This window comes from Microbacterium sp., from assembly GCF_047605725.1.
Classification (GTDB): domain Bacteria; phylum Actinomycetota; class Actinomycetes; order Actinomycetales; family Microbacteriaceae; genus Microbacterium.
Window position 1 is genome coordinate 1 of the sequence record NZ_JASGFE010000019.1, and the last position, 20,419, is coordinate 20,419.

Annotated in this window: 18 protein-coding genes; 10 read left to right on the forward strand and 8 right to left on the reverse strand. The window is 73.5% G+C overall.

Features of this window, described 5'->3' with window-relative positions; genetic code table 11:
- Positions 1-218 precede the first annotated feature (218 nt).
- Together QM641_RS05855 and ahcY are read left to right on the forward strand one after the other, a co-directional pair.
- Positions 219-425 (forward strand): DUF3499 family protein, encoded by a 207-nt coding sequence (locus QM641_RS05855; protein WP_415114401.1) that lies wholly within the window; start codon positions 219-221, stop codon positions 423-425.
- Between the two features lie 46 nt (positions 426-471).
- The gene (gene ahcY, locus QM641_RS05860; protein WP_415114403.1) at positions 472-1,932 is read left to right on the forward strand and encodes an adenosylhomocysteinase; all 1,461 of its coding nucleotides are present in this window, start codon (positions 472-474) and stop codon (positions 1,930-1,932) included.
- A 160-nt stretch (positions 1,933-2,092) separates the two neighbouring features.
- Here ahcY and QM641_RS05865 read toward each other — a convergent pair whose 3' ends face one another.
- Positions 2,093-2,935 carry an RDD family protein gene (locus tag QM641_RS05865; RefSeq protein WP_415114405.1) on the reverse strand — a complete coding sequence of 281 codons (843 nt, stop codon included), beginning with the start codon at positions 2,933-2,935 and terminating at the stop codon, positions 2,093-2,095.
- Positions 2,936-2,951: 16 nt separating this feature from the next.
- Between QM641_RS05865 and QM641_RS05870 the strand changes: the two genes are divergently transcribed.
- On the forward strand, positions 2,952-3,947 hold the full coding sequence (locus QM641_RS05870; RefSeq protein WP_415114407.1) for a stage II sporulation protein M: 996 nt from the start codon (positions 2,952-2,954) through the stop codon (positions 3,945-3,947).
- A 4-nt stretch (positions 3,948-3,951) separates the two neighbouring features.
- On the opposite strand, the gene QM641_RS05875 is transcribed toward QM641_RS05870, so the two are convergent.
- From QM641_RS05875 to QM641_RS05895, 5 genes are read right to left on the reverse strand one after another with little or no spacing between them, the layout of a single operon-like run.
- On the reverse strand, positions 3,952-5,250 hold the full coding sequence (locus QM641_RS05875; RefSeq protein ID WP_415114409.1) for a DUF58 domain-containing protein: 1,299 nt from the start codon (positions 5,248-5,250) through the stop codon (positions 3,952-3,954).
- An 8-nt stretch (positions 5,251-5,258) separates the two neighbouring features.
- Positions 5,259-6,212, reverse strand: coding sequence for an AAA family ATPase (locus QM641_RS05880; protein ID WP_415114411.1), 954 nt, complete (start codon positions 6,210-6,212; stop codon positions 5,259-5,261).
- Positions 6,209-7,378, reverse strand: coding sequence for a DUF4350 domain-containing protein (locus QM641_RS05885; RefSeq protein ID WP_415114416.1), 1,170 nt, complete (start codon positions 7,376-7,378; stop codon positions 6,209-6,211). The genes QM641_RS05880 and QM641_RS05885 overlap by 4 nt, the downstream gene beginning before the upstream one ends.
- A complete protein-coding gene (locus tag QM641_RS05890) occupies positions 7,375-8,025 on the reverse strand; it encodes a DUF4129 domain-containing protein (protein ID WP_415114418.1) in 651 nt (216 codons plus the stop codon). The genes QM641_RS05885 and QM641_RS05890 overlap by 4 nt, the downstream gene beginning before the upstream one ends.
- Positions 8,022-9,206 carry a glycerophosphoryl diester phosphodiesterase membrane domain-containing protein gene (locus QM641_RS05895; protein ID WP_415114420.1) on the reverse strand — a complete coding sequence of 395 codons (1,185 nt, stop codon included), beginning with the start codon at positions 9,204-9,206 and terminating at the stop codon, positions 8,022-8,024. Before QM641_RS05895 ends, QM641_RS05890 begins: the two co-directional genes overlap by 4 nt.
- Before the next feature lie 151 nt (positions 9,207-9,357).
- On the opposite strand from QM641_RS05895, the gene mtrA reads away from it, so the two are divergent.
- The 3 genes from mtrA to QM641_RS05910 are packed head-to-tail and all read left to right on the forward strand — an operon-like array spanning position 9,358 to position 13,419.
- The gene (mtrA, locus tag QM641_RS05900; protein WP_415114422.1) at positions 9,358-10,038 is read left to right on the forward strand and encodes an MtrAB system response regulator MtrA; all 681 of its coding nucleotides are present in this window, start codon (positions 9,358-9,360) and stop codon (positions 10,036-10,038) included.
- A gap of 10 nt (positions 10,039-10,048) precedes the next feature.
- Complete coding sequence (gene mtrB, locus QM641_RS05905; RefSeq protein ID WP_415114424.1) at positions 10,049-11,722, forward strand: MtrAB system histidine kinase MtrB; 1,674 nt, start codon at positions 10,049-10,051, stop codon at positions 11,720-11,722.
- Positions 11,719-13,419: an LpqB family beta-propeller domain-containing protein gene (locus tag QM641_RS05910; protein WP_415114426.1), complete on the forward strand. Its 1,701-nt coding sequence runs from the start codon at positions 11,719-11,721 to the stop codon at positions 13,417-13,419. The genes mtrB and QM641_RS05910 overlap by 4 nt, the downstream gene beginning before the upstream one ends.
- Before the next feature lie 13 nt (positions 13,420-13,432).
- Here QM641_RS05910 and QM641_RS05915 read toward each other — a convergent pair whose 3' ends face one another.
- Positions 13,433-14,080, reverse strand: coding sequence for a ComF family protein (locus tag QM641_RS05915; protein ID WP_415114428.1), 648 nt, complete (start codon positions 14,078-14,080; stop codon positions 13,433-13,435).
- A gap of 214 nt (positions 14,081-14,294) precedes the next feature.
- Between QM641_RS05915 and hpf the strand changes: the two genes are divergently transcribed.
- Positions 14,295-14,954, forward strand: coding sequence for a ribosome hibernation-promoting factor, HPF/YfiA family (hpf, locus tag QM641_RS05920; protein WP_415114430.1), 660 nt, complete (start codon positions 14,295-14,297; stop codon positions 14,952-14,954).
- A gap of 222 nt (positions 14,955-15,176) precedes the next feature.
- On the opposite strand, the gene QM641_RS05925 is transcribed toward hpf, so the two are convergent.
- Positions 15,177-16,499, reverse strand: a complete 1,323-nt coding sequence (locus QM641_RS05925) for a hypothetical protein (RefSeq protein ID WP_415114432.1) — start codon at positions 16,497-16,499, stop codon at positions 15,177-15,179.
- Between the two features lie 168 nt (positions 16,500-16,667).
- Between QM641_RS05925 and QM641_RS05930 the strand changes: the two genes are divergently transcribed.
- The 3 genes from QM641_RS05930 (at position 16,668) to secA (ending at position 20,380) form a co-directional block, all read left to right on the forward strand.
- A complete protein-coding gene (locus QM641_RS05930) occupies positions 16,668-16,982 on the forward strand; it encodes a type II toxin-antitoxin system prevent-host-death family antitoxin (RefSeq protein ID WP_415114434.1) in 315 nt (104 codons plus the stop codon).
- Positions 16,979-17,392, forward strand: a complete 414-nt coding sequence (locus QM641_RS05935; RefSeq protein WP_415114436.1) for a type II toxin-antitoxin system VapC family toxin — start codon at positions 16,979-16,981, stop codon at positions 17,390-17,392. Before QM641_RS05930 ends, QM641_RS05935 begins: the two co-directional genes overlap by 4 nt.
- 201 nt (positions 17,393-17,593) lie before the next feature.
- Positions 17,594-20,380, forward strand: coding sequence for a preprotein translocase subunit SecA (secA, locus tag QM641_RS05940; RefSeq protein ID WP_415114438.1), 2,787 nt, complete (start codon positions 17,594-17,596; stop codon positions 20,378-20,380).
- The last annotated feature ends 39 nt before the right edge of the window (positions 20,381-20,419 follow it).

The window sequence follows — 20,419 nt, forward strand, 5'->3', positions numbered from 1 at the left end:
TCCGCGAGGGTGCCCGTTCCGCTCGCGAGGGTGCTGGTTGCTTCCGCGAGGGTGCTCGTTTGCGGGGTGCGGGGAGGTGGCACCCTCGCGCGGGGAGGTGGCACCCTCGCGCGGGGAGGTGGCACCCTCGGGCGGGGAGGTGGCACCCTCGGGCGGGGGCGGGGCGCCCGCGGCGCGGCATCCGCGGGCCGAGCGTCTCGGGCGGTTAGGGTGGGGCGATGCTCGGAAGACTGTGCTCCAAGGTGGGCTGCGCCCGCGAGGCCGTGGCGACGCTCACCTACGACTACGGCGACCAGATGGCGGCCATCGGGCCCCTCGGCAGGCAGGACGATCCGCACGCGCACGACCTGTGCGCCATCCACACCGACCGGCTCTCGGTGCCCAAGGGCTGGATCATCGTGCGGCACGAGACGATGCGCGTCTGAGCCCACGAGACGTCCCGGGTCGGGGCCCGCATGACACAATGAGCGGATGCCGACCCCCGCAGCATCCGCCTTCGATTTCGTCGTCGCCGACCTGACTCTCGCCGAGGCGGGCCGTCACCAGATCCGGCTGGCCGAGCACGAGATGCCGGGGCTCATGGCCCTGCGCGAGGAGTTCGGCCCGACGCAGCCGCTGCGCGGGGCCCGCATCGCCGGGTCGCTGCATATGACGGTGCAGACGGCGGTGCTCATCGAGACGCTCGTCGCCCTCGGCGCGCAGGTGCGCTGGGCCAGCTGCAACATCTTCTCGACGCAGGACGATGCCGCCGCGGCGGTCGTGGTGGGGCCCACCGGCACCGTGGCGGCTCCCGCGGGCGTGCCGGTGTTCGCGTTCAAGGGCGAGACGCTCCAGGAGTACTGGCGGCTCGCCGACCGGATCTTCGACTGGTCGGCGGAGGGCGCAGACGGCCCGAACCTCATCCTCGACGACGGCGGGGATGCCACGCTGCTCGTGCACCGGGGCGTCGCGTTCGAGGCTGCGGGTGCGGTGCCGGATGCCGCGGCGGGCGATCCGGAGGAGTACCGCATCGTCCTGGACACGCTGCGGGCGAGCCTGGAGCGCGACCCGCAGCGCTTCACGCGGATCGCGGCGGGCCTCATCGGAGTGACCGAGGAGACGACGACCGGGGTGCACCGGCTCTACGAGCTGGCGGCATCCGGGTCGCTGTTGTTCCCCGCGATCAACGTCAACGACTCCGTGACCAAGTCGAAGTTCGACAACACCTACGGCATCCGCCATTCGCTCCCCGATGGGCTCAACCGCGCCACCGACGTGCTCCTGGGCGGGAAGACCGCGTTCGTGGCGGGCTACGGCGATGTCGGCAAGGGGGCCGCGGAGGCCCTCCGTGGCCAGGGCGCGCGAGTGATCGTCGGCGAGGTGGACCCGATCTGCGCGCTGCAGGCGGCCATGGACGGCTTCCGGGTCGCGCGACTGGAGTCCGTGGTCGGCGAGGTGGACCTCGTCATCACCGGCACCGGGAACACGCAGGTCGTGACCGTCGAGCACCTCCTCGGGCTCAAGCACCTCGCGATCGTCGGGAACGTCGGCCACTTCGACGACGAGATCGACGTCGCGGGCCTTGCGGCGCTCCCCGGCGCGGAGAAGGTCGAGATCAAGCCGCAGGTGCACGAGTGGCGGCTGCCGAACGGGCGCAGCGTGCTCGTGCTCAGCGAGGGGCGGCTGATGAACCTGGGGAACGCGACGGGGCATCCGTCGTTCGTCATGAGCGCGTCGTTCACGAACCAGGTGCTCGCCCAGCTCGAGCTGTTCACGCGGGCGGACGCGTACCCGGTGGGAGTGCACACGCTCCCGAAGATCCTCGACGAGAAGGTCGCGCGGCTCCACCTCGACGCGCTGGGGGTCGAGCTGACGTCGCTGTCGGCCCTGCAGGCCGCATACCTGGGCGTTCCCGTCGAGGGCCCCTACAAGCTCGACCACTACCGCTACTGAGCCGCGCCCCGGCTCCACCTTCGCCCTGTCGGTGACACCTTCCTGCTTCGGCCCCTACGAATATGTGGCGCCATCGCAGGGAAGTGGCGCCGACACCGGATGCCGGGGGTCTGCCGGCGCGGCGCGGGGAACCGGCGCGGCGCGGGGCCGGGAACCGCGCTCAGCGGCGCGGGAATCCGCGCGGCGCGCCGTCGCCGGGGCCGATCAGCGCCGCGACCCGGGCGGTCTCGCGCTCCAGGGCGGCGAGTTCCCGGCCGCGCCGGACGGCCACGACGGCGCGCACGAAGGTCTCCGGGTCGGCAACCGGCAGGGGTGAGACGAACGGCGCGACATCGGCGGCGATGGCGGCCGCCGCGCGGGCGCGGGCGGCGGGGACGAGCGCTTCGGCGGAGCGCACGAACCGGGCCGCGCGCCGGGCCACCCGATCGGGCAGGCGCGCTACGTCGGCCACCCCGGCCCAGCCGGCGAGGGCGGGCGGCACTCCGCCGGGCGGCGGGGGCAGCCGGGGTGCCCGCGTGCGCTCGGCGTAGGTGCCGGCGAGGAGGTCGCCGAGCCGTTGCGCCCGGGGCGAGAAGATCGCGACGATGCCGGCGAGGGCCCCGAGGGTGAACCAGATCTCCAGCACGCCGGTCAGCGCGCGGATGAGCGAATGCCGGAAGCCTGCGGCCCCGCCGTCGGTGCGGACGATGCGCGCGCCGACGGCGAGTCTGCCCAGGCTCCGGCCGTGCGTGACCGTCTCGACGACGGCGGGGAGGATGACCAGGACGAGCACGACCGTCGCGATCGTGAGGATCGGCGACAGCCCGGCGACCTCGACGCCGAACCCGGTCACCCAGCCGGCGACGATCCAGCACAGCAGGAGCAGCAGCACCGCCGCCAGCGCGTCGAGGGCGGTGCCCAGCGCGCGCAGGAAGAAGCCCACCGGCTGCACGTCGAGCGCGACGGCCTCGCCGGTGAGGATCTCGTCCTGCCGAAGCTGCACGGCGGGGCCCGGGGGGGACATGCGTACAGTTAACCAAATGGATCTCGACGCGCTCACCGAAGCCCGTCGCGCCGAGTGGGCGCGGCTGGACGAGCTGTCGCGGCTGCGCCGGCCCGCGGGCGCCGAGGTCGACGAGCTCGTCGCGCGCTACCGCTCGGCCTCTGCCGATCTCGCCGACATGAAGACCTCCGCGGGGCGGAGCCCGCAGGCCGACCACCTCTCCACGCTGCTCTCGCGGGCCCGGTTGCGCCTGACCGGTGTCCCGGAGAACGTGCTGCGGCAGCTGCCGCGGTTCTTCGAGCTGCAGCTGCCGGCGGCACTGTACCGGCTGCGCTGGACGACGCTGACGATCGCGCTCGCGTTCGCGGGTGCGGCGGCGCTCGTGGCCGGCTGGATCTCGACCGACCCCGCGGCCCTGGCGAGCCTGGGCTCCGCGGCGGAGCTGTCCCACTACGCCGAGAGCTCCTTCACGGAGTACTACAGCGAGAACCCCGCCGCGGTCTTCGCCGGCACCGTGTGGACGAACAACGCGTGGATCGCCGCGCAGTGCGTGATGTTCGGCGTCACCGGGTTCTGGCCCGTCATGGTGCTGATCCAGAACGCGGTCGGGGTCGGGGCCGCCGCCGCGGTGCTGTTCGCACACGGGCGCGGCGACGTGTTCCTGCTCTACATCGCCCCGCACGGCCAGCTCGAGCTCACGTGCGTGTTCGTGGCCGCGGCGGCCGGTCTGCACATCTTCTGGGCGGTCGTCGCGCCCGGCGCGTCGTCGCGGACGGCGGCGCTGGCGGCGGCGGGTCGCTCGCTCGCGACGGTCGCGGTGGGCCTCGTGCTGGCCCTGGCCCTCGCCGGAGCGGTCGAGGGGTTCGTCACGCCGCAGCCGTGGCCGTGGCCGGTCAAGATCGGGCTCGGCACGCTCGCCCTCGCGGTCTTCCTCGGTTACATGCTCGTGCTCGGCCGCCGTGCCTCCGCGCGCGGCGAGACCGGCGATCTCACCGAGTACGAGGCGGGCACCCCCGTCCTGGTGGCCGGCTGAGCGGCTACAGACGCCCGGCGGCCTTGAGGGCCAGGTACCGGTCGGCGACGGCGGGGGGCAGCTCGTCCGCGGGAGCGGCGATCGCCTCGGCGCCGGCCCGGCGCACCGCCGCGGCGACGCTGTCGGCGTCTCTGAGCGCGCGCTCCTGCGCCGCCTCGCGGTAGACGTCGTGCGCCGTGCGGTGCTCCGGCGGTGCGGATGCCGCGTCCGCGGCCGTCCCGACCAGTACCCGCGTGCGCCGCGTCAGGGCCGGCAGCGAACCCAGGAATCCGCGGGCGGCCTCGGGCGCGTCCTGGGCGGTCAGGAGAACCACCAGCGAGGGCCGCGAGGTCAGCGCGCGCACCTGGGCGAACGCGGCATCCCAGTCGGTGTCGATGAGCTGCGGCTCGACCGGGGCCATCGCGTCCACGAGCGCGGGCAGGAGCGCTGCCCCTTCCACGCCGGTCACGCGGGCGCGCAGCGCCCGGTCGAACATCACGAGGTGCACGTGGTCGCCGGCGCGAGCGGCGAGAGCGGCCAGCAGCAGTGCGGCCTCCATCGCGGCATCCAGTCGCACCCCGTCGCCCACGCGCGCGGCGGCGGTGCGGCCGGTGTCCACGACGATCACGACCTGACGGTCGCGCTCGGGTCGCCACGTGCGCAGCATCGTCGTGGTCGCCCGGGCGGTCGCCCGCCAGTCGATCGAGCGCACGTCGTCGCCGCGCACGTACTCGCGCAGGCTGTCGAACTCGGTGCCCTGTCCGCGCACCTGCAGGCTCGTGTTGCCGTCGAGCTCGCGCAGCCGGGCCAGGCGCGAGGGAAGGTGCCGCCGCGCCGTGAACGGCGGCAGCACCCGGAGTGCACCGGGGGCGTCGAGGCGGGCCTGACGCCCGGCGAGCCCGGCCGGCCCCAGCGTGCGCACGGCGACGAAGGCGCTGCGCAGCTCGCCGCGCCGGCGCGGCCGGAGCCCCATCGGCACGGCCCGTCGCTCTCCGGGAGGCAGGTCGATGACCTCCCGCGCGGCGCCGGCCCCGGCGGTGGGCTGCCAGCCGTCGCGCACGGTCCCGCGCACGCGCCGCGCGCCGCGGTTGTGCAGCAGCAGCACGGCCTCGACGCTCTGGTGCAGGAGCACCCGGCCGGGCAGCTCGCGCCGCACCTCGATCGCCCGCGGGTCTCCGGCCGCCGCCGCGTCGGCCGCCGCCGCGAGCAGGCACAGCACGAGCCAGCCGCCGGCGACCGCCCAGGGCGGCAGCACGGAGGCCAGCAGCACGATCGGGATCGTGCCGAGGGCGACGAGGAGGGCGAGGCGCCCGGTGACGACCATGCGGCGACCTAGATCGGCACGCGGGTCTGCTGCAGCACCGAGGCGAGGATGGCGTCGACGCTCACGCCCTCGATCTCGGCATCCGGCCGCAGTCGCAGGCGGTGCCGCCACGTCGGCACGAGCATCGTCTGCACGTGGTCGGGGGTGATCGCGGGGTATCCGCCCAGCCACGCCCACGCCTTCGCGGTGGCCAGCAGCGCCGTCGCCGCGCGCGGGCTCGCGCCCAGCTGCACCGACGGCGAGTCGCGCGTGGCGCGGGCGAGGTCGACGACATAGCCGAGCACGTCGTCGGCGACGGCGACGGCGGATGCCTCGTCCTGGGCCGCGCGGATGAGCTCGGCGTCGACCACCGTCTCCAGGCCCGCCGCACCCAGGTCGCGTGCGGTGAAGCCGTCGGCGTGCCGGCGCAGCACGGCGATCTCGTCGCCACGCTCGGGCACGTCGATCCTGAGCTTGAGGAGGAAGCGGTCGAGCTGGGCCTCGGGCAGCGCGTAGGTGCCCTCGTGCTCGACCGGGTTCTGCGTCGCGGCGACCAGGAACGGCTCGGGGAGTGTCCGCGAGATGCCGTCCGCGGACACCTGGCGCTCCTCCATCGCCTCCAGGAGGGCGGCCTGGGTCTTCGGCGGCGTGCGGTTGATCTCGTCTGCCAGCAGCACGTTGGTGAACACCGGGCCCGGGCGGAACTCGAGCTCGCCGGCGCGCGCGTCGTACACGAGCGAGCCGGTGACATCGCCCGGCATGAGGTCGGGTGTGAACTGGATGCGGGTGGTCTCCAGCCCGATGGCGCGGCTGAACGCGCGCACCAACAGCGTCTTCGCGACGCCCGGCACGCCCTCCAGCAGCACGTGGCCGCGGGCCAGCAGGGCGATCAGCAGGCCCGTGACCGCCCCGTCCTGGCCGACGACGGCCTTGGCGACCTCCTGGCGGACGCGGTGCATCGCATCGCGCGGCGACTCGCTCATGGTGTGTTCCTCTCGGGGATGGTGGGATGCAGGGTGCGGGCGGCGGCGGACTCCAGGTCGCGCAGCCGGTCGGCGAGGTCGACGAGCTCGCGGTCGGTGCGCGGGACCGCGCCGTAGAGCACGTCCCGCACGGCGGCGCGGTCGGCGCCGAGGAGGGCGGCGACGGCATCCGCGATCTCGTCGACGTCCGCGGCCGGTCCGAGGCCCACGAGGCGAGCGAGGCGGCGCAGCGCCCCGATGCGCAGTTGGTCGATCGCGTGCGCGGCGTCGCCGGACCGCGCGTACAGACGCGCCCGGCCCTCGGTGGTCTCGCTCGCGCGCACGGTCACCGGCAGGCTCTCGCGCACGAGGGGGCCGAGGCGGCGGCCGCGCCACACCGCCGCGACGACGGCCGCGCATGCCAGCAGGGCGATCGCGGGGGTCACCCAGGCGGGCGTGACCTCGCCGAGGGCGACCTCGCCGGGCGGGCGGTCGCCGTCGAAGAGGGACGGCAGGTACCACACGACGCGGGAGTGGCGGCCGAGCAGGTTCGCGCCCAGCGCGGCCGCGCCGTCGCGCGTCAGCGCGGCGTTGGTGAACAGCGCCGTGCCGTCCACGGCGACCGCGCGCCGGTTCCCGTCATCGCGCACCAGCAGCCCGTGGCCGCCGCCGGAGGGATAGCACGCGAGCAGGTCGGCGCCGGCGGCGAACACCGTGCCGGGGGAGATCGCCCCGGCACGGCGCGCCTCGGCGAGCGTGCAATCCGGCTCGGCGAGGCCGTCGCCGCTGCCGGCCGGGAGCGCGCCGTCGAACAGGAGCCGCAGGTCCCGTGCGCGCGGCTCGACCAGCACGAGGTCCTGCGCCCGTGCGGCAAGCTCCGAGACGGCGTCGTCGGAGAGCGGGCCGGTGTCGCCGATGACGAGCGTGTCGGCCCCCGCGTCCAGCGCGTCGTCGACCTCGCTGCGGTCGCGGGCGACGGTCACCTCCACGCCGTGGGCGCGGAGCACCTGCACGAGGGCGCGGCTGCCGTCCGGTCCCGCCGCCTCGGGATCGAGCAGGCCCCGTGCGGGGAGCTGGTCGATCCCGAGGATCACCGCCGCGGCGATCCCTCCCGCCGCCAGCGCCGCGCCGATGGCGAGCCATCCGAGCGCGCGGCGGCGCCGGGTCGCGGGGGCGAGGGCGGTCATGCCGGCACGACCTGGTCGAAGACGGGGACGGATGCCGCGATCCGCGCGTCGAGGTCGGCCACCGCGCGGTACGCCTCGGCCGTGCCGCGCCGACGCAGGTAGCGGACGTCGTCGAACGCATCGGCCGCGCGCTCGAGCGCGACCGCCTCGGCCGGGAAGGCGGCGGCCGCCGTGCGGGCGAAGCGGTGCACGGTCGCCCCCGGCTCGGGGGCGACGACCGTCCGTTCGGCCAGGGCTCGTGCCAGGGCGCGCATGCGGAGGACGATCGCCTCCTCCCACTGCGCGCGGTCGGCGCGGGCGTCGGCGGCGCGCCGCAGCTCGTCGGCCGAACGCGTCTCGACCTCGCCGAACAGCTCGGGCGCCGCGTGCGAGCGGGCGACGGCGCGCGGGCGGCCCCAGATCCAGAAGGCGAGCACGATGAGCACGAGCACGACGGCCGCGACGATCACCGCCGACCACGGGCCGAAGGCATCCGGGGGCGTCCCCTGGAACAGCGAGGCGAAGAAGTCGCCGACCGCGCGCGCTGCGCGATCGAACCCGGTGGGCTCCGCCTCGCGGTAGATCGGGTCGGCCAGCTCGCGCCGTGCCCACGCGCGCCCCTCGTCGCCGTCGGGGACGAGGGGCGGCGGCGCGAGCGGGACGATCACCGCGTCCCCGGAGCCGTCCACTCGGTGGCGGCGGGCGGATCCGGCGGGGTCTGCGTCGGCACGGGCTGCGCGGCCGGTTCTGCGGGAGCGGACGGCGTCGCGGGCACCCCGGCCGGGGCGGGGCGGGCCCAGCGCGGTGCGGTCTCGCGGCCGATGTGCAGGCGGTAGGGGTCGGGCAGCTCGGTCTGGCCGGCGTCGCGCCGGTCGACGTACGCGAGCAGGTCGAGATCGAGCCCCTCGCGACGCATGCGGCAGTCGGCATAGATCAGAGCGGATGCCGTGGACTGCACGATCAGCCCGATCGACTGGATCAGCATCATGACGATCTCGGTGAGCACCGCCCCGACGACGATGCCGATGAGCGCGGTGGCGTCGGGCTCGCCGGTGGGTGCGAAGATCGTCGACAGCCCGGTCGTCAGGAACATGAACGGGACGTTCGCGACCTGCGTCAGCACGCCGAACACGAGCGTGATGACCACGACGATCCCGAGGATCGGCCAGAACCGCCCGCGGGTGAGGGTCCAGGAGCGGGCGATGCCGGTGGTGATGCCGGCCCCCTCCAGCACGATGACCGACGGGACGAGGAGGAGCTTGACGCTCAGCCACAGCAGCAGCGGCACCGCCACGATCAGCACGACCACGACGATCAGCACGGCCCAGGCGCCCGCGGCGACGGCCACCGCCACGACGACGGCGGTCACCGCGCCCAGCGCCACGGTGCCGATGAGGGTCACCAGCAGCGTGTAGCCGACGAGGCGGCCGGCGACCGGGCGCACGCGCGCCCACAGCGCACGCAGGGTCTGCTTCTCGGCGACGATCGCGTGGGCCACCTCGCCGACCACGACGCCCTGGACGAGGATGCCGAGCGCGGAGGCGGCCAGCGACAGCACGATGCCGACGATCGAGGTCAGGGCGATGGCGCCGGCCATGACGGTCTCGAAGTCCTCGGTGCCGGGCTGGAGCGTCGCCAGGCGGGCGAAGGAGAACACGCCGGCGGCGACGATGCCCGCTGCCGCCACGATCGTCCCGACGGTCTGGACGACCAGCGCGAAGCCCAGCAGCACCCGGGGGTTCTGCCGCAGGGCGACGAAGGAGCGGCCGAGGATGGTGCCGAACGTCAGCGGATGCAGCGGGACGATCCCGGGGCGCGCGGCCGGGGTCCACGTGGGAAAGGCCGTCACGAGCACCCTCCAGGAACGGTCGACGGGGAGTGGTCCTATCGTGTCACACGCCGGCGGATCGGGCCGCCGACCAGGGCGTCCGTTACTGTGGGAGTGCGCGCATCCGGAGCGCGCCGGCCACGCGCCACCCACGAAGGACCCCTATCGGCACATGAGCTCCCGCATCCTGGTCGTCGACGACGACACCGCTCTGGCAGAGATGATCGGCATCGTGCTGCGCACGGAGGGATTCGACACGCTCTTCTGCGCCGACGGCGCCCAGGCCGTGGCGGTGTGGCGGGCCGAGCACCCCGATCTGATCCTGCTCGACCTCATGCTCCCGGGCATGGACGGGATCGAGATCTGCACGCGCGTGCGGGCGGAGTCCGGCGTTCCGATCATCATGCTGACCGCGCGCACCGACACCGCCGATGTCGTGCGCGGGCTGGAGTCGGGGGCCGACGACTACATCGTCAAGCCCTTCAACCCGAAGGAGCTGGTCGCCCGTATCCGCACCCGTCTGCGCCCCTCGGCGGCGCAGACGGCCGACGTGCTGCGGATCGGCGATCTGACCGTCGACGTCGCGGCGCACGAGATCCGTCGCGGCGACGCCAAGATCGCGCTCACTCCGCTGGAGTTCGAGCTGCTGGTGGCCCTCGCCTCCAAGCCGCAGCAGGTGTTCAGCCGCGAGATGCTGCTGGAGCAGGTGTGGGGCTATCACTACAAGGCCGACACGCGCCTCGTGAACGTGCACGTGCAGCGACTGCGCGCGAAGATCGAGCTCGACCCGGACATACCCGCGATCGTGACGACCGTGCGCGGCGTCGGCTACCGCGCGGGCGCGGCGGTGTGAGCGCGATGCCGTGACCACCGCGACCCGCGCCGTCGTCACCGGCACCCACGCTGTCGTGCCGGCCTGGCGGGACTGGCGGTCCTGGCTCGAACGGCTCGTGCACGCCTGGCGCCGCTCGATGCGCTTCCGCACGCTCGCGCTCACGCTGGGGCTGACGGCGCTGACGATCCTCGTCTCATTCGTCTGGATGGCCCTGGCCATCCAGAACGACCTCTTCGAGTCGCGTACCCAGCAGCTGCTCGTCGAGGCGCAGCGGGCCACGGCATCCGCGCAGAAGACTCTCGACGCCGCCGAGGTGGAAGGCGACGGGGTCGCCGTGCAGAACCTCATGGAGACGGTGCGGCTGTCGATCCAGCGGCAGTCGTCGACGGACATGATCGCGGCGTTCCGGATCTCCGCCGAGCCGGAGCCGCTCGCTCCGCAGGACTTCGAGCAGGGCGATCTCACCGCGAGCATGCTCACCGCGGGGCTGCGCGACGCGGTGCGCTCCGGGTCCGACCTGCAGTGGTGGCAGTCGGTCGGCATCCCCCAGGACGGCGCCGAGGTGCCCGGCATCGTGGTCGGTCAGCAGATCGTGGTGCCCGAGGTGGGTGCGTACGAGCTCTACCTCGGCTACGACCTCGGCTCCGAGGCGCAGACCCTGCAGTTCGTGCAGCTGACCCTGTGGGGTGCGGGGCTCGTGCTGGTCGCACTGATCGGAGCCATCCTGTGGTTCGTGCTGCGCTCGGTGACCGTGCCGATCGCGCAGGCTGCGGACACGAGCGCGCAGCTGGCCGCCGGCGACCTCGCGGTGCGGCTGCCGATCCGCGGCGAGGACGAGTTCGCGCGCCTGAGCCGCTCGTTCAACGCGATGGCCGACAGCATCTCGGCCCAGATCAAGGAGCTCGCCGCGCTCTCGCTCGTGCAGCAGCGTTTCGTCTCCGACGTCTCCCACGAGCTGCGCACGCCGCTGACGACGATCCGGCTCGCCGCCGACATGTTCAACGACCGGCGGGGCGAGTTCGACCCGGCCACCGCGCGTGCGGCCGAGCTGCTGCACGCGCAGGTGCAGCGCTTCGAGGTGCTGTTGGCGGACCTCCTGGAGATCAGCCGCTACGACGCGGGCTCGGTGCAGCTGGAGCTGGAGCCGACCAGTCTCGCCCAGCTCGCGGAGGACGTCATCGAGTCGATGCGACCGCTGGCCGAGCAGCACGGCACCGACCTGCGACTGGTCGCCCCCGGCGGGTACTCCCTCGTGGAGATGGACCCGCGGCGCGTGCGCCGCATCGTGCGCAATCTCCTCGGCAACGCGATCGAGCACGGGGAGGGGCGGCCGGTCGTCGTGACCGTGGACAGCGACCGCACGGCTGTGGCGCTGGGGGTGCGCGATTCGGGCCTGGGCATGAGCGCGAGCGACGCCGAGCGCGTCTTCGACCGGTTCTGGCGAGCCGATCCGTCGCGCACGCGCACGATCGGGGGCACGGGCCTCGGGCTGTCGATCGCGCTCGGCGACGCGAAGCTGCACGGCGGCGCGCTCACGGTGTGGTCGGAGCCGGGCCGCGGCACCCACGTCGTGCTCACCCTTCCGCGCCGGGCCGGGGCGCCGCTCGGGCCGACGCTGCCGCTGCGCGCCGGCCCCGACGTCGACGAGCTCTCCGCCCTCGGGAGCACTCAGCCCATCGACGTGCCGGAGGCGGGGCAGTGAGCGCGGTCGCGGCGGCTCGCCGGCTGCGCGCGCGGGCGGGCGCGCTCCTGGCGCTCGTGCTCGTGGCGGTGCTCACGGCGTGCGCGGGTCTGCCCGTGACAGGACCGGTCAACCCGGGTCGTGCGCTGGAGGAGGATGCCGCCCTCCCCGACTTCGCCTTCGTCCCCGACTCGCCGTCGCCCGGGGCCACGCCGCAGCAGATCGTGGAGGGGTTCATCGCGGCCGGCTCCGGTCCGCGCGGCAACTGGCAGACCGCCCAGGAGTATCTCGCGCCGGCCTTCCGGGCGCAGTGGAAGCCGAGGGCGGGCGTGGTCGTGGATCTTCCCGGCGACCGCGCCTACCGCGAGACGGCGACGGATGCCATCACCCTCACGGTGCGGCCGGAGGCGACCGTCGACGAGACCGGCGCCTATTCGGTCGCCGCCGGCGGCGACATCCAGCTGGCGTTCCGGCTCGCGAAGCAGTCCGACGGTCAGTGGCGCATCACCGAGGCGCCGGACGGCATCGTGCTCGACCGCAACCGGTTCCAGTCGGTGTTCCGCAGCTACTCGCTGATGTACTTCGATCCGACCTGGACGTATCTGGTGCCCGATCAGCGGTGGTTCCCGGTCACCAACCCGGCGACCTACGTCGCCGAGGCGCTCATCCACGGCGCGCCGAGCCCCTGGTTGGAGGCGTCGGTGGTCACGGCCTTCCCCGAGAACCTCGAGCTCTCCCAGCAGGCGGTGCCGGTGCGCTCCGGGATCGCGCAGGTCTCGGTCTCGCACGCGGCTCTGGCGGTGGAGCCGGAGATGCTCTCGCGAATGCAGGCCCAGCTGGAGCAGAGCCTCGCCTCGGTCGGCATTCTGGGGGCGCAGCTGCTCGTCGACGACCAGCCGCTGACGGCGACCGCGGCCGCGGTGCTCTCCACGCGCGTGGACGCGCGTCCACTCGTGGAGACCGCGGCGGGGTTCGGGTTCCTCTCCGGCACGGAGCTGCAGTCCGTCGGCGCGCTGTCATCGCAGATCGAGGGCGCGGATGCCGTCGCGGTGCAGGTGTCGGCCGATTTCACTCTCGCCGCGGTGCTGGACGTCTCCGGACGGGTGCTGCGGGTGGAGGGGAGCCGGCAGCCGGTCGTCGTGGACGAGCGGGCCGGGCTGATCGCGCCGACGCTGGACCCGCAGGGCTTCGTCTGGTCGGTGCCGGCCGGCCAACCCGCGTCGGTCGTCGCCTACGGCGCGGACGGGGGAGCGCATACGGTGGCACAGGCCTGGCCGGGCGCGGTGCGCATCACCGCGATGCAGGTCTCCCGCGACGGCACGCGCGTGGCCGCGCTCGTGCGCGACGGACAGCGGTCGGTCCTGTGGGTGGCCGGTGTCGTGCGCGACGACGACGGTGCGCCCACCGCGCTGGGCGAGCCCGTGCTGCTGGCCGAGCTCGGCGGCAGCGGGGTCTCGCTCGGGTGGCTCGACGACCGCACGGTCGCCGCCGTCGTGCGCGACGGCGACCAGTGGCAGCTGTGCGAGCAGCCGGTGGGCGGCATCGGCGCCACCACGAGCGCTCCCGCCGGTGCGGTCGAGCTCGCCGGCGGGAACCAGGCCGGGACCGTGCGGCTGCGCGATGCGACCGGCGGCCTCTACACGCAGCGCGGCGGAAGCTGGCAGCACCTCGCCTCCGACGTGCACCTGCTCGCGTCGCAGCAGGGCATGCCGCGCTGACCCGTCCGGGCGGTCACGGCGGAGCCCGCCGCGGCGTCGCCGCGACGGTGGCCGCCGCGACCACGGTCGCACCTGCCGCCCGCAGCGCCCGGACGGCCTCGCCGAGCGTGGCGCCGGTGGTGACCACGTCGTCGACCACGATCACGCGCAGCCCGCGCACCTGGCGCGCGCGCATCGTGCCCGCCAGGTTGCGCAGCCGCTCTGCGCGGTGGAGGCCGCGCTGGTCGGCGGCGGCGCGCGCGGGCAGCAGCAGCCGCTGCGGCTGCAGTCCGCCGCGGCGGGCGAGCAGCTCGGCGATCGGGTAGCCGCGGCGGCGCAGCGCGGCCCGGGACGAGGGAACCGGCACGACGACGGCATCCGTCCCGCCTCCCGCCCGCGGGGGCTCGGCGACGACCGCCGCGAGCGCCTGCCCGAGCGGGCGGGCCAGCGGCGTGCGGCCGTCCTCCTTGAACGCGCGCAGGATCCGCGCGGCGACGCCGTCGAACGCGACGGCGCTGCGCACCGGCACGTCGCCGACAGCGCGGGTCAGCGGCACCGGCCGCAGGTGCGTCAGACAGTCCTCGCACAGGGCGATGTCGGGTCGATCGCAGCCGGCGCACCAGGTGGGGAAGACGATCGACAGCGCCTGGGCGAGGGCGGTGCGGACGGCGGGCTGCGGCATCCTCCGAGTCTGTCCCGGTACGTCGGCGCGCGGGCTCGGATCCCGCCGAAAAGTGGACGACCGGCGGGATCGCCGCGCTGTGGAGAGAGCCGCGCGGCTATCAGAACGCCCAGTGTCGCGGCTCGTGCGTGACAGGCGGCGACGGCACGGCTAGCGTGGGGGAGACCAGGCAAGACGGGTCCGTCCCCGGACGGATCGGAACAGGAGGTCAAGGATGGAAACGAGCATCGTGGGCGTCGGGGTGGGCATCACTGATCGGTTCCGGACGGTGGCCGAGGAGAAGTCCGCGCGCATCGAGCACCTCGCCCCGCGGGCGCAGCGGCTCGACGTCAAGGTCACCCACCGCAGCTACCACAACGGCCGCATGGAGGACGAGACGGTCGAGCTCACGCTCACCGGGAAGGGCCCCGTGGTCCGCGCGGAGGCCACCGACGGCGACAAGTTCGCCGCCCTCGACATCGCCGTCGACAAGATGGCCGAGCAGCTGCGTCGCGCGAAGGACAAGCGCGTCGACGCGCGCAACCACCCGCGCGGGGCGAAGTTCGAGAAGGGCAGCGGGTCGCTGCGCGGCATCGACGTGCAGCCGGCGTCCGTCGAGGCGCTCCGTGCCGTCGCGACCGGCGAGGTCGCCGTGGTCGGTGCGGAGGAGGCCGAGGAGGACTACACGCCCGTCGTGATCCGCTCCAAGGAGTTCGACGCCGAGTGGATGACGGTCGAGGAGGCCGTGGACCGCATGGAGCTCGTCGGGCACGACTTCTTCCTGTTCATCGACGGGCGCACCGACCGTCCGAGCGTCGTGTACCGCCGCAAGGGCTGGGACTACGGCGTGATCGCGCTCACGGCATCCGCCCCTCCGGAGGAACTGGCCTCGTAGCCGCCGCGGCCCGCGCGGCCGCCCGCCTCGTAGCCGCCCGCCCCGTTGCCGCCCGCCCCCGCGAGTCACTGCCTCCCCACGCGAGTCACTGCCCCGCGCCCGAGTCACTGCTCTGCAGCGCAGTGACTCGCTGCCAAGGCAGTGACTCGCGGGAAGGGAACGACCGGGAAGGGAACGACCGGGACGGGGCCGGGACGGGGCGGATGCGGACGTCCGGGCCCGTCAGTCGAAGATGCCGTCCAGGATGCTGCCGATCACCAGGCCCCCGAGGATCCCCCCGACGAGGTCGCCGCCGCCCCCGCCGCGGCCTCGGCCGCCCTGGCCCCAGCCGCCCTGACCCCAGCCGCCCGGATCCTGCGGACGACCGGAGTCGATGTCGCGCTGGGCGAGCTGCAGCGCCTCCGCGGCGAGCATGCCGCACCGGCGGGCGTCGGCGAACACGCGCTCCCGATCGTCCTCCGCGATCGCGCCGGCGGGCAGCTCCAGCCGCAGCCGCTCGGCCTCGGCCAGGCGCGTGCGCGCGTCGGCGCCGATCCAGCCGCGGTGCCCGGCGATCACGCTGCGCGCGACGCCCAGCTGCCGGTCGGCGTCATCGATGGCGTGTCGCACGTGCGACTCCGGCGGCACCGGCCGCGCGGCGCGCTCGCGCGCGGTCGCCACCGCGGCATCCAGCGCGGCGTTGGCCTCCCGCAGGCGGGTGAGGTCGCCGAACGGGTCCGACGCGGTGCGGTCGGCGGGGAGGGCCGCCAGAGCCTTCTCCAGCGCGACCATGGCCGCCCCCACCGCCGGGACGTGGGCGAACTCCCGCGCGACGATCAGGTCGTCGCGGGAGTCGTCGATGACGGCATCCAGCGTCGACTCGGCGCGCAGCGCCTCGATCTCGAACGTGTCCACGGCCTCCAGCAGCACCCCCGCGCGCCGCACCGCCTCGATCGCGGTCTCCAGGGCGAGGTTGGCCTGTTCGCGCTGGCCCGCCTCGCGGCGCCGCATCGACACGTCGGCGCCATGGGCGGCGAACTCGAGCAACTGGCCGGCCTCGCGCGGGTTCTCCGCGATGCGTCGCAGCGTCTCGGTGCCGTAGCGGGCGCGCAGACGGTCGAGCGTGTCCTTCGCGTGCGGGAGCCGGCCGGTGAGGCGGTCGACGTCGGCGCGGATGCCGGCGACGATCTCGGGCGCGCGCCGGGCGCGGGCGATGGGCTCGGCCAGCGCCGCAGTGCGGTCGTCGAGCAGCGACTCGGCCCACTCGCACAGCTGGATGATGCGCGCGTTGCGCGTGCGCAGCTCGTCGCGGGTGTCGGGGATCTCGTCGTGGTTGAGCTGGTTGAGCTGGAACGCCTCGCCGAGGTGGTGGCGGACGGCATCCAGCGCCTCGCGCAGCTCCCGCGTGGCGTCGCGGCCCAGCTCCAGTTCGGCGTAGAGGAGCTCGTCGGCGGTGGTGCGGATGCGCTCGTCCGCGGCCACGAGCGCGGAGTCGGCGCGCCGTCCCAGCTCCGCGTCCTGCGCGTCGTCCTGCTCGCGTCTGCGTCCACCCCAGAATCCGGCCATGCGTCGATCTTAAGAGCCTGCGGGGTGCCCTCGCCCTGATCGCCCCGCGCCCCCTCCGTTCCGCTGTCGCGTTCTGTCCCCTCAGACAGCGCGATCGCGGGTGCTCGACCGGGCTCGTGCACCGCCCCGGGTCAGGCGGATGTCCGAGGTATGGTGTTACGTAGTCACATGAGAACGGGAACAACCGTGGCATCCATCACTTCTCGGCAGTTCAACCACGACGTCGGCGCCGCCAAACGCGCCGCGCAGGTCGAACCCGTCGTCATCACCGATCGGGGCGAACCCGCGTACGTGCTGGTGACATACGAGCAGTTCCGCCGGATGCGGGCCGAGCGAGGTCAATGGCGCTCCGTCGCCGATGCGATCCGACATCCTGCCGGCGTCGACGCCGGCATCGGCGACCTCGAACTCGACCTCGAACGTTCTCGCGCCCTGCCCGACGACACACGCCGCCCCGATTTCTCGGGCGCCGAGTACCGATGAGCTGGCTCATCGACACCAACGTCGTGAGCGAGCTGGGCAAGCGTTATCCGGACTCCGCCGTGCTCGACTGGGCGTCGAAGAGCGATCCGCTCGTCAGCTACCTGAGCGCCATGACGGTCTTCGAGCTGGAGCGGGGTGTGCAGCGCGTGGAGCGCGTCGATCCCGCGCAGGGTGCTCGGATGCGGTTGTGGCTGGACGCCCTCGTGCACACCGAGTACGTCGGACGCGTGCTGCCGATGGATGCCGAGGTCGCGGCACTCGCGGCCTCCCTGCATGTTCCCGACCCCCGGCCCGAGCCCGACGCGTGGATCGCGGCGACGGCGTTGCGCCACAACCTCACCGTCGTGACGCGCAACGTGCGTGACTTCGTGCCCCTCGGCGTGCGCGTGCTCAACCCCTGGGAGGGGTGAGGCTCAGGCGGCCCCGCGACCGCCGCGTCGCGCACTGCGCATCCCCCTCCCGCCCCTCGCGGGATCGAGAGGGAGGGGGGATGCCGCGGCCCCGGCATCCAGCCCGCTCCAAGGCCGCGCACCGATAACATGAGTGGATATGCCCGGGTGCGAACGCGCCCCGGCGCGGCGCGCGTCGCCCACGACAGATGGAGATCCTCCGTGGCAAATCCTCTCGAGAAACTGCTCCGGGCCGGTGAGGGCCGCATCCTCCGGCGCCTGAACCAGGTGGTGAAGGCCGTCGGGGCGCTCGAGGACGAGTACGCGCAGCTGACCGACGAGGAGCTGCGCGGCGAGACGGCCGAGCTGCGCGCGCGCTACGCCGCGGGGGAGACCCTCGACAAGCTCATGCCGGAGGCGTTCGCCGCCGTGCGCGAGGCGGCCAAGCGCACGCTCGGCCAGCGCCCGTACGACGTGCAGATCATGGGCGGGGCGGCCCTGCACCTCGGCAACATCGCCGAGATGAAGACCGGTGAAGGAAAGACGCTCGTGGCGACCCTGCCGGCCTACCTCAACGCGATCGCAGGGGAGGGCGTGCACGTGGTCACCGTCAACGACTACCTCGCCTCGTACCAGTCCGAGCTGATGGGCCGCGTCTATCGCGCGCTGGGCATGACCACCGGCACGATCGTGGCCGGCCAGAGCCCGGAGGTGCGCCGGCAGCAGTACGCCGCCGACATCACCTACGGCACGAACAACGAGTTCGGCTTCGACTACCTGCGCGACAACATGGCCTGGCGCAAGGAGGACCTCGTCCAGCGCGGCCACTTCTTCGCCATCGTCGACGAGGTCGACTCGATCCTGATCGACGAGGCCCGCACGCCGCTGATCATCTCGGGTCCCAGCTCGGGGGAGGCCAACCGCTGGTTCAGCGAGTTCGCCAAGCTCGCCCGCACCCTCGAGCCCGACGTGGACTACGAGGTCGACGAGAAGAAGCGCACGATCGGCGTGCTCGAGCCCGGCATCGAGAAGGTCGAGGACTACCTCGGCATCGACAACCTGTACGAGTCGGCGAACACGCCGCTGATCTCGTTCCTGAACAACTCGATCAAGGCGCTGGCGCTGTTCAAGCGCGACACCGACTACGTCGTCATGAACGACGAGGTCATGATCGTCGACGAGCACACCGGGCGCATCCTGGTCGGCCGTCGCTACAACGAGGGCATCCATCAGGCCATCGAGGCCAAGGAGGCGGTGCCGGTCAAGGCCGAGAACCAGACCCTCGCAACCGTCACGCTGCAGAACTACTTCCGGCTCTACCAGAAGCTCGCCGGCATGACCGGCACCGCCGAGACCGAGGCGGCCGAGTTCATGTCGACCTACAAGCTGGGCGTGGTCCCGATCCCCACCAATAGGCCGATGATCCGCAAGGACATGCCCGACCTCGTCTACAAGAACGAGCCGGCCAAGTTCGCCCAGGTCGTCGAGGACATCGCGCGGCGGCACGAGACCGGGCAGCCGGTGCTGGTGGGCACCGTGAGCGTCGAGAAGAGCGAGTACCTGTCCCGGCTGCTGTCGAAGAAGGGCATCCGCCACGAGGTCCTCAACGCGAAGAACCACGCGCGCGAGGCCGAGATCGTCGCCCGCGCCGGGCGCCTGGGAGCCGTGACCGTCGCGACGAACATGGCCGGCCGCGGCACCGACATCATGCTCGGCGGCAACGCCGAGTTCCTCGCCGTGCAGGAGGTCAAGGCCAAGGGCCTCGACCCGGTCGAGACGCCGGACGAGTACGAGGCGGAGTGGGATGCCGTCTACCCCGCCGTCACCCAGCGCGTCGCCGAGGAGGCCGCCAAGGTGGTCGAGGCGGGCGGGCTGTACGTGCTCGGCACCGAGCGGCACGAGTCGCGCCGCATCGACAACCAGCTGCGCGGACGCTCGGGCCGCCAGGGCGACCCCGGCGAGAGCCGCTTCTACCTGTCGCTGGCCGACGACCTCATGCGGCTGTTCCAGTCCGGCGCCGCCGAGGCGATCCTCGCCCGCACGAACTTCCCCGACGATGTGGCCATCGAGTCCACCATGGTCTCGCGCGCGATCAAGAGCGCGCAGTCGCAGGTCGAGGCCCGAAACGCCGAGATCCGCAAGAACGTGCTGAAGTACGACGACGTGCTCAACCGGCAGCGTGAGGCGATCTACGCCGACCGCCGGCACATGCTGCAGGGCGATGACCTGTCCGACCGGGTCGGGCATTTCATCGAGGATGCCGTCAGCGACATCATCGACGCGCACACCGGCTCCGGGCACACGGAGAGCTGGGACTTCGACGCGCTGTGGACCGAGCTGAAGACGCTCTACCCGGTGAGCGTGACGATCGACGAGGTCGTCGCCGAGGCAGGCAGCAAGGGACGGATCACCCCGGACGTGCTCAAGCGCGAGATCGTCTCCGACGCGAAGATCGCCTACCAGCGCCGTGAGGACTCGCTCGGGTCGGCCGCGACGCGCGAGCTGGAGCGCCGCGTGGTGCTGCAGGTGCTCGACCGCCGCTGGCGCGACCACCTCTACGAGATGGACTACCTCAAGGACGGCATCGGCCTTCGTGCGATGGCCCAGCGCGACCCGCTGATCGAGTACCAGCGCGAGGGCTACGAGATGTTCCAGACGATGATGGGTCAGATCAAGGAGGAGTCGGTCGGTTTCCTCTTCAACCTCGAGGTCGAGGTGCGCACCGCCGACGCCCACGTGGAGGCGAAGGGGCTGGCCGCCCCGGCGGCCGAGACCCAGCGGCTCCAGTACACCGCGCCCGGCGAGGCGGGCGAGGTCGAGGTGCGCGACGACCGCGGACAGGTGCAGCAGGCGGCCACGAACAAGGCCCGCAAGTCCGCCGCCCCCGCGGCTCCGGCCGCCCCCGCTCCGGAGGCGCCGCGCGGCGCGTTCGGGCAGCGTACCGAGGGCGCTCCCGCGCAGGCGCCGCTCAACCGCGAGCAGCGCCGCGCCGCCAAGCGCAAGAAGTAGTCCCGGCATCCGCTCTCGCACCGTGCCGGGCCACCGGCG

What these genes read in the sequence shown, in the direction of transcription:
- QM641_RS05865 (WP_415114405.1), bottom strand. Translation starts at nt 2,935, where the DNA reads ATGTCCCCCCCGGGCCCCGCCGTGCAGCTTCGGCAGGACGAGATCCTC.
- ahcY (WP_415114403.1), top strand. Translation starts at nt 472, where the DNA reads ATGCCGACCCCCGCAGCATCCGCCTTCGATTTCGTCGTCGCCGACCTG.
- QM641_RS05885 (WP_415114416.1), bottom strand. Translation starts at nt 7,378, where the DNA reads ATGACCGCCCTCGCCCCCGCGACCCGGCGCCGCCGCGCGCTCGGATGG.
- QM641_RS05880 (WP_415114411.1), bottom strand. Translation starts at nt 6,212, where the DNA reads ATGAGCGAGTCGCCGCGCGATGCGATGCACCGCGTCCGCCAGGAGGTC.
- QM641_RS05925 (WP_415114432.1), bottom strand. Translation starts at nt 16,499, where the DNA reads ATGGCCGGATTCTGGGGTGGACGCAGACGCGAGCAGGACGACGCGCAG.
- QM641_RS05855 (WP_415114401.1), top strand. Translation starts at nt 219, where the DNA reads ATGCTCGGAAGACTGTGCTCCAAGGTGGGCTGCGCCCGCGAGGCCGTG.
- hpf (WP_415114430.1), top strand. Translation starts at nt 14,295, where the DNA reads ATGGAAACGAGCATCGTGGGCGTCGGGGTGGGCATCACTGATCGGTTC.
- QM641_RS05935 (WP_415114436.1), top strand. Translation starts at nt 16,979, where the DNA reads ATGAGCTGGCTCATCGACACCAACGTCGTGAGCGAGCTGGGCAAGCGT.
- QM641_RS05930 (WP_415114434.1), top strand. Translation starts at nt 16,668, where the DNA reads ATGAGAACGGGAACAACCGTGGCATCCATCACTTCTCGGCAGTTCAAC.
- QM641_RS05875 (WP_415114409.1), bottom strand. Translation starts at nt 5,250, where the DNA reads ATGGTCGTCACCGGGCGCCTCGCCCTCCTCGTCGCCCTCGGCACGATC.
- QM641_RS05870 (WP_415114407.1), top strand. Translation starts at nt 2,952, where the DNA reads ATGGATCTCGACGCGCTCACCGAAGCCCGTCGCGCCGAGTGGGCGCGG.
- QM641_RS05915 (WP_415114428.1), bottom strand. Translation starts at nt 14,080, where the DNA reads ATGCCGCAGCCCGCCGTCCGCACCGCCCTCGCCCAGGCGCTGTCGATC.
- mtrA (WP_415114422.1), top strand. Translation starts at nt 9,358, where the DNA reads ATGAGCTCCCGCATCCTGGTCGTCGACGACGACACCGCTCTGGCAGAG.